This is a genomic window from Flavobacterium sp. UBA4854 (genome assembly GCF_002399805.1).
GTDB lineage: Bacteria > Bacteroidota > Bacteroidia > Flavobacteriales > Flavobacteriaceae > Flavobacterium > Flavobacterium ginsengisoli.
Map to the genome: position 1 here is coordinate 4,141 of NZ_DHEI01000136.1, position 3,722 is coordinate 7,862.

The 3,722-nt window shown below is 32.4% G+C and carries 2 protein-coding genes; both read right to left on the reverse strand.

Going from position 1 to position 3,722, the window contains the following annotated elements:
- A partial coding sequence (locus B3J44_RS19995; RefSeq protein ID WP_286971039.1) for a carboxypeptidase regulatory-like domain-containing protein occupies positions 1-1,814 on the reverse strand: 1,814 nt, incomplete at its 3' end.
- 12 nt (positions 1,815-1,826) lie between these two features.
- The gene (locus B3J44_RS20000; protein ID WP_286971040.1) at positions 1,827-2,738 is read right to left on the reverse strand and encodes a PorP/SprF family type IX secretion system membrane protein; all 912 of its coding nucleotides are present in this window, start codon (positions 2,736-2,738) and stop codon (positions 1,827-1,829) included.
- Positions 2,739-3,722 lie beyond the last annotated feature (984 nt).

A 3,722-nucleotide genomic window follows, 5' to 3' on the forward strand; every position in this document is an offset into this window, starting at 1 on the left:
GGAGCAATTCCATTTTTAACCAGCCATTGAATCGTCGATTTAGCTCTTCTGTCAGATAAAGCTTCGTTATACTGATGTGAAGCCCTACTATCTGTATGCGAACGAACATCTATTTTCATATTAGGATAATCGTTCATGACAACCAGTATTTTTTCGAGATCTAATGCTGCCTCTCTTCTGATGTTCGACTTGTCTAAATCGAAATAAATCATCTTGATGCCAAAGCATTTTCCTAAATCATCGCCTACAGTAACCTTACATGTTGATTTTTCCAATTGGATTGGAAGAGTAGTTTTTCCGCTTTCTGTTCCAATCGTGACAGTTAGTTCTTTTGTGCTATATTCTGGTTTCTCTGCTCTTACAAAATACACTTTTCCGCATTCGACAGAAAAAGTGTATTTGCCAGATGCATCAGAAATTGTGGAACTTTTGAGTGACATATCGCTACCAAATAATGAGACCTTCGTACCAGAAAGAATTGCTCCTGTCTCGGCGTCTGTAATAATCCCTTCAAGTTCCTGAATACACTTTAATCTTTTGGTTTCTAAAAACTTATAAATATCATCAGATCCCTGTCCTCCGTCTTTGTTGGAAGAGAAAAAACCTCTTCTCGTTTCGGGATCAATAATATAAGCGAAGTCATCTTTTGGAGAATTGACATCTGATCCCACGTTCTGGATATTGCTTATTTTTCCGTTATTGTCAATGTTAGCAACAAAAACATCTAAACCTCCAAGTCCTGGATGCCCGTCTGAAGCAAAGTAAATTTCATTTTCAGAAGTTAGATACGGAAAAGTCTCCTTCCCTTCTGTATTAATTGTATTTCCAAGATTTTCTGGCGTACCATAACCTCCATTTGGATTTATGCTGACTTTATACAAATCTGATTGTCCAATAGATCCTGGCATATCAGAAGCAAAATACAGTGTTTTTTCGTCTGGGCTCAAAGCGGGATGTGCCGTACTGTAATTATCACTATTGAACGGAAGTTCTGCGATATTGGTCCATTTATTATCTTTTCCAAGTTCCGCTTTGTAAAGTTTTATTAAAGTGGTTTTATTATCATCTTTACCTTTTTTTCCGTTGATGTAATTATTTCTGGTAAAATAAACCGTCTTGCCATCTCTAGTAAAAACTGGTGATGCCTCATGAAATTTAGTATTAATGGCCGATTTAAATTTATTTACTTTTGATGCTCCTCCTGTAGAAGGATCGAGATCGGCATTATAAATATTCGTAAAATATTCTCCTGTCCATGTGTGTTTTCGCTTTACAAAATTTCCTGTATCTCGTGCAGAAGCAAAATAAAGTTTGTTGTTATAGACAAATGAACCATAATCTGAGTATTTACTGTTAACTCCTGCATCCTCTATTTTATATCTTCCCGAATTTGCTTTTATCTGATCCAAGTAGTTCAGATTTTCTTTATAGAGCTTTCCTCTGCTGTCATTTTTTGATTTAGCATTAAACTCATCCAGAAATTTATTAGCCTCGGTAATTTGCCCTGTCGATTTCAAACATTGTGCATATCGATAATAATATTCTGATTCAACACTTGTGTTCATTGCAAATAGTTCTTTATACCATTTTGCGGCGTTTTCAAATTCTGAGTTAAAGTAATAGGCATTACCTAGTTTTTTAAACATGTCTTCAGATTTGTAGCCTTTATTAGCAACTTTTTCAAACGTTTTTATGGCATCGATATAAGCGTAATTGTCATATTTCTTGTCTCCAGAATTGACTTTTGCCTGTTGTGCATAACTGCTAAACGAAAAAGAAGTAATACTTATAAGTAGTAGTATAGTTTTTTTCATGATACCCTATTTTTAGAAGAAACGAGGAGTTGTAATTCTGCTTTTGTTTGAGAAGAATTCATAGCGTAGAAAGATTTCATGTGAGCCTGAATTGTAGTTTCTTAATCTGGTTGTTTCATTATCATATCCATAACCAATATATAATCCGTCTGTAATCTGAAAACCTGCCATTGCGCTTATCGCGGCATCCCATCGATAAGCAACTCCTAGAGTGAGTTTTTCAAAGAATAAAAAATTGGCAGAAACATCTACTTGAAGCGGCGCACCTTCAACCATTTTAGTCAAAAGCGCAGGTTTAAATTTTACTTCTTGAGAAAAATCAAAAACATAACCTCCAATCAAATAATAATTGATTTTATCTTTATAAATCGCAACATCATTATCATTATAGCGGTTGGTTTGAATAAAATTTGGAACAGAGAATCCGATATAAGCCTTATTAGAATGCCAATAAATTCCGGCTCCAACATTAGGCGAAAAATCATTATCCAGATTTTGAAATTGTGGGTCTCCAGCTGTTTCTGGATTTAGTTTGGTAACATCTAGATTAAAAAAATCTGCTGTACCTTTTATACCAAAAGAGAGTTTCCAAGTTTCTGAAGTTGGTATTGTATAAGAAAGATCAACAGAAAATTGATTCTCTGTTGTAGGACCGATTTTATCGTTTACTAAAGACACACCAAGACCAATATTACTATTATTAATCGGGGTGTTTACAGAAACACTATTAGTCTTAGGAGCTCCATCTAACCCAACCCATTGATCTCGATGCAAAGCAAAAATGCTTAAAACACCTCGAGAACCAGCATACGCAGGATTTATGTTTATTGTGTTGTACATGTATTGCGTATACTGTGCATCTTGTTGCGCATAACCAATACAATAACCTAGTAGAACGATACAAAGAAGTAGTTTTTTACTCATTTTCTAATTTTTTAAATATTTAACTTATGGACATGACAAGTCTGTTATAAGAACTTTTGCTCCTTAACTTTTTTGCATGGATAATAGAATTTCGAGATTAGCAAATACTGTAAAATCAAGTATCTCAAATCTTAACGACTGTAAATAATTAAACTTAAGAGTATAGAAATCTGGTGGAAAAATTTAAAGCGCAATGCTTTAATTAAATGGCTGTTAAATGGTCTGGCTGATAAAGATTCAAAGTCTGAATCGTAGAAAATACCGAATGACTAAAAAAACAGATTTAGGAAGGAAAAAATTGCATTATAATTTGAAAAAAAATATCACAATTTTATTTGTTTAATGGCATAGAACAAAATAAAACTAAAAGCAGAAATCTACTTTATAAACCTAATTTATTGATCAGATAAATATGGTCTTTTCATTCTCATACATTTCTTTTAAAATGAGAATTTGTTACTACTAGCTTCCAAATTCTATATTCGTTTTTAAACTAATTTCAGAAGCACACAATAATCTAATTTCTTACATGTTAAAACACATAATAGTATTAAACCCCTTACAAAAATATATAAAATATATTGATATACAGTATTTTAACATTATTTTTTATTAAATAAAACTATTTAATTTCCTACAAAACTATAAACACTGTTCAATTGAGAGGTTTCAAAACAGGTATTTTATGTTTCATTTTATAAAATGAAACAATATTTAACGAAAATTAGTACATATTTCACCGTTACTTAACCGGTTGATTTCCAAAAGTTTTCAAAACCACTTTCAAAGCTATATTCAAACCGGACTACTCAAAATATAAAAAGTGGTACATTTTGATGATACAGCAAAACGATACTTTTGACTAAAAATCATAAAGCATCAAAATAAAAAATGAACAAGGAAATAAGAAATGACTGGAGCAAAGAAGAAATTCAAGCCATCTATGATAAGCCTTTGCTTGAGTTAGTTTATCAGGCAGCAACT

Bases quoted from the DNA above. Each gene is read 5' to 3' on its own strand.
- B3J44_RS20000 (WP_286971040.1), bottom strand. From the start codon at position 2,738: ATGAGTAAAAAACTACTTCTTTGTATCGTTCTACTAGGTTATTGTATT.